The 4,686-nt window shown below is 40.4% G+C and carries 4 protein-coding genes and 1 pseudogene; 2 read left to right on the forward strand and 3 right to left on the reverse strand.

Translation table 11 applies throughout. The features are described from left to right. A pseudogene (locus H6F44_RS23430) lies at nucleotides 1-168 on the forward strand (IS4 family transposase); the annotation flags it as partial. 56 nt (nucleotides 169-224) lie between these two features. On the opposite strand, the gene H6F44_RS22205 reads toward H6F44_RS23430, so the two are convergent. The 3 genes from H6F44_RS22205 to H6F44_RS22215 are packed head-to-tail and all read right to left on the reverse strand — an operon-like array spanning nucleotide 225 to nucleotide 3,183. Then, on the reverse strand, nucleotides 225-743 hold the full coding sequence (locus tag H6F44_RS22205; RefSeq protein WP_190353262.1) for an acyltransferase family protein: 519 nt from the start codon (nucleotides 741-743) through the stop codon (nucleotides 225-227). A gap of 29 nt (nucleotides 744-772) precedes the next feature. Continuing rightward, complete coding sequence (locus tag H6F44_RS22210; RefSeq protein WP_190353263.1) at nucleotides 773-1,504, reverse strand: TylF/MycF/NovP-related O-methyltransferase; 732 nt, start codon at nucleotides 1,502-1,504, stop codon at nucleotides 773-775. 56 nt (nucleotides 1,505-1,560) lie between these two features. Beyond that, nucleotides 1,561-3,183, reverse strand: coding sequence for an alpha-amylase family glycosyl hydrolase (locus H6F44_RS22215; protein ID WP_190353264.1), 1,623 nt, complete (start codon nucleotides 3,181-3,183; stop codon nucleotides 1,561-1,563). A 148-nt stretch (nucleotides 3,184-3,331) separates the two neighbouring features. Here H6F44_RS22215 and H6F44_RS22220 point away from each other — a divergent pair, with 148 nt between their 5' ends. Continuing rightward, nucleotides 3,332-4,546 carry a glycosyltransferase family 4 protein gene (locus H6F44_RS22220; protein ID WP_190353265.1) on the forward strand — a complete coding sequence of 405 codons (1,215 nt, stop codon included), beginning with the start codon at nucleotides 3,332-3,334 and terminating at the stop codon, nucleotides 4,544-4,546. The last annotated feature ends 140 nt before the right edge of the window (nucleotides 4,547-4,686 follow it).

Genomic DNA, 4,686 nt, shown 5'->3' on the forward strand with positions numbered 1-4,686 from the left:
ACGATCCAAATCTACACTTGCTTAATAGCGTATGTTTTATTAGAGCTAGTAGAGATACCAAAAGAGTTTGGCTGTAAGATGTTAGATAAACTGAGGTATTTACAAGCATTCATGAGTGAGAATATCAGTTATGTACATTGGTTTAGGAAGATAGTGATATTAAGCTGAAATCACGCTTTTTGCAGGAGTAGTGTGTCCACTTTTGGGATAACCTCATGTCTGATTCAACACTTCTGATATAAAACTTCATAATTTAAACTCCATACAGCAGCATCACCTGCGATCGGATGTAGTGAAACATCAAAGTATTTATCAAAGTTTTGCAAAAACAATAAGTTACCTATGACTAAACTTAATTTGTCACTCGGTTCAGCTAATACACCCAAACTAATAGCAATCAAATAAATTGGTAAGATTCTCACTGCTCGCCGCTTTATATAACTACCAAGTTCTTGATTTGAGTAGTCTTTGGTGGTCGTTAAACCAATAACATAGCCAGAAAGGACAAAAAATACTAAAACAAAACTATGGGCTGCTTGTAAGTAACCAAAATAAATATTGGGATGGTAGGTAGGGTCTAAAAAATTTTTTAGACCCAAAACATGAAATGAGGATACTGAAAGTGCAGCAAGCCCTCTAATCCCCTCTAAATTAGAGTTATATCTTGCGTTTTTTTCTAAATTGTAATCAGTTTTACTGTCAGTTTCTATCTGTTCAGTTTCTATCTGTGCAGTAGTTGTCATAAATTCGTCTACCCCCCATATTTTAATGACTAAATCTTGATCCCCAAACGGACTTCCTTATCAATGCGTGTAAGGATAATTTTCGGTTCTTTATCGAAGTAGTCATCAGTGGCTTTTCGTGAACCTGCCCAACATCCATAGTCATCAATGATCAGCACACCGCCTGAGGATAGACGGGGGTAGAGAATTTCAAATTCGGCGGCGGTGGACTCATACCAATCGGTATCTAGACGCAGCACGGAGATGATGTCTGGCTTAGTTTTTGGTAATGTCTCAAGAACATCACCTTCAATAAAATTAATCTCAAAATCAAAATTATGAATCGAGAACGCCGCTTGAACTTCTGCCAATGGAGCGTAACACCAACCAACCTCATCGCCGTACTGCTCGATCATTTCTAGCCCTGTCCGACCGTATTTGTCCACATCAAATTCCGTTGGAGCTGGCATACCTTGAAAGGTGTCATATAGATATAGCTTGCGATCGCTAATGTTGCGAGACTTCAGAATTAGGGCCGCAAGTAAAGAGCTACCACCGCGCCAAACTCCGCATTCTACAATGTCCCCCGCAATATTGCGATCGAGAATATAGTTCATGGATGTATAGAGCGCAAAGAGGGCTTCTTTACTAGTCATCGTATAAGGCATGACTTGTTGGTACAAATCCATAAATACGAGATCTTTATCAATATCTGGGGTGACTTGATCTTTCATAGTCACTTGATGCTTTGTGGAGAAAACGATCGTGCGCTCAGTATTCATGATGAGAGGTATTGTAATAGAGTAGTTTGATGAAATGCGTTGTAAAGTCTCTGTGATTATACATTACCAATCGGCAATAACTGAATGATCAAACCTTCATTTCCTCTTAACTCAAGGCTCTGACCTAGTTGCCCTCCCTGACGATCCATGAATGTAGATAGAAGAACTGTTGACTGGTGACGAAACTCTATCGGCAATGTCCATTCCTGAAATTCAGAACTGAAATTCAAGGCAATAAGAATGTCTGATGTCCCGTTAAAGCGGCGGTAGCAGAAAAGCTGTGGGGGTGAGTATAAAGAAATATAATCACCAATCTGTAAAGCGGATTGTTGCTGACGTAAATTTAAAAGCGATCGCGTTAAAGACAAAAAGGAACGGGAGTTCTGTTTCTGTGTCTTGACATTAAGATTGTGGTAATCATGGGTGATCGGTAGCCAAGGTTGGACTGATTCATCACAGAAACCCGCATTAGGTGAATCATCCCAAAGCATGGGAGTGCGTTCAGGATCGCGACCAACGCCAATACCAGGAGCTTTTATTTCCCAAGGATCTTGGATATGCTCGGCAGGAATCCAGCCATCCTCCATCCCCAGTTCATCTCCGTAGTAGATTGTCGGTGTACCACGAAGGGTGAGTAATAGCATCATGGCAATTTTGGCTTGAGCAGGTCCAATTCGGCTGGCGAGGCGGTGCTTGTCATGATTACTTAATGACCAATTCGGCCAAGCCTTTTCAGGGAGCAATCGTTCATAACGATCAACCACTTCTCGGACGCTTGTGGCATTCCATTGACAGTTCGATGACATTAATTCGGAATTGAGCGGTAAATGTAGCTCGTCATTGTCTCCGTAATGTTTAACAATTTCTTCTAGGGATTTGTAAAGCTCTCCTTGCAAAAGGCGATCACCATACTGATCAACCAGCGTTCGGAGCATCCGATTATACCCGTGGATTTCTGGGATGTTTTTGCTAAAAACTTCAATCAGGCGATCGGATGGTTCCATTCCCATATGCCAGTTGGGATTGACAGGATTATCTCGAAACTGCAAATCTTTATAGGCGCGATAGGCGGCATCAACACGAATGCCATCCACACCTCGCTGCAACCAAAAATGAAGGACATTTAACATGGCTTCTTTGGCTTCTGGATTTCGCCAATTAACATCTGGCTGCTCTTTTAGAAACGAATGTAGATAATACTGCTCTGTTTTGTGATCCCATTCCCAAGCCGAAAGCCCGTCAAAACGACCTAGCCAATTATTAGGCAAGCCACCATCGGCACTAGGATCTTTCCAGATATACCAATCTCGTTTAGGATTGGTTCGCGAACTCCGCGATTCTTTAAACCAAGAATGTTGATCGGAAGTATGGGCGGCAACAAAGTCAATGACAATCTTAAGATGGCGATCGTGGCAAGCTTGGATTAAGGTATCTAATTCTGAAAGGTTGCCAAAGATAGGATCAACATTAGTGTGATCGCTAACATCATAACCAAAATCCGCCATAGGAGAAGGATAGAACGGTGTCACCCAAATAGCCCCAACCCCTAGCCATTTTAAATAATCAAGTCGCTGGATAATGCCTAAGATATCACCAATACCATCTCCATTGGCATCCTGAAAACTGCGTATATAAATCTGATAAACAACGGAAGATTTCCACCAAGGAGAATGAGCCATTTTGAATTTAGGTAGTAGGTAACTGGAATTAACACAGAATAAATTATCTCACGGAATTTCACTGTTACACATTTGGTTGTACCTCTTCTGATAAAATTTAAAAATTCCCATAAATTGCTTTTCAAAAATAACTACTTGAGTAGCAATAATGCCAACACCAGAGAAATTGAATTTACCCGTAAAAGTTACCTACATCTTTACCCATCCCATTCGTTGGGTTCCCTTTGAGTTAGTTGCTAAATATATTGACAAGAGTAAATTTGCAATTGACTATGTTATCCTCAATGAAAGCGATCCCATGATTGCTTGTTTGCAAGAACTGCATATCCCTTACATAGTTACCTCCTATTCAGACTATAGTAACACTCCAGAAATGGTCAAATTTCTGTATGACCACTTACTAAAAAATCAGACTGATGTTGTTCATACCCATTGGTTTGCTGGGAGTTTGGCAGGCATACAAGCCGCCTATTATGCAAAGGTTCCCGTGCGAATTTTTACGCGAGAACACCCTTCCATCAAATACTATTCACGCCATGCCGCTAGTAAACATCGTTTAATTTGGGAATGTGCGACTAATGTAATTGGGGTGACGCATAAAAGTAAAGAAGGCATGATCGAAGATGGTATTCCAGAACACAAGATTACGCTGATACCGACAGGATTTGATGTGAGTGAATATGAGAATGTAGAAACTTCACGCATTGAGCAATTGCGAGCTAAATATTTAGGAAATCACCAAAGTCCTGTTATTGGAGTGGCAGCGCGATATGTCCGATGGAAAGGTGTTGAATATGTTATTGAAGCCTTTAAAAAGGTTCTCGACATTCATCCGAATGCTCTTTTAGTCCTTGCGGGAACGGGGATCGATCGCACAAATTTGGAAGAAAAGATTCGTAAAGCGCGGAAGGAAGATATTGTTGCTCCTCAATACGATGACATTCTCAGCATTAGCGAAAAGTTATCACAATTACCGCAGCAAAGTTATATCGAAATCCCGTTTGAAGCAGATCTTTTTGCTCTATTTAAATTATTTACTGTTTTTGTCCATGCACCGACAGATTCTATTCAAGAAACCTTCGGGCAGGTCTATGTAGATGCGATGCTTTCAAGAGTTCCTTCTGTGATTACCCTTGCAGGTAGTGCGGCGGATCATGCTGTCCACCGCGAAAATGCTTGGGTTGTTGATTACAAAAATAGCGATCAAATTGCGGAAGGAATATTAGCCCTCTTAAGCGATACGCACCTTCGGGAGAAAATCATTCATAATGCGTTTGTTTGCGCTCAACAATACGACATCAAAAATCATATCCAACGACTTGAGCAATTTTATATCTCTGAGCTTCAAAAACGCAGGGAGTAACTTTTGCTAAAGATTGATATAAAGTTTGTTATATCAACTCAGAAGTGTTGAACGATAGAAAATAATCAGAAAAAAGCGCTCCTAATTTGTTAAACTAGAAGCCATAAATTAAAAAAATAATATCTATGATGTTATCCAAC

This window comes from Pseudanabaena cinerea FACHB-1277, assembly GCF_014696345.1.
Classification (GTDB): domain Bacteria; phylum Cyanobacteriota; class Cyanobacteriia; order Pseudanabaenales; family Pseudanabaenaceae; genus Pseudanabaena; species Pseudanabaena cinerea.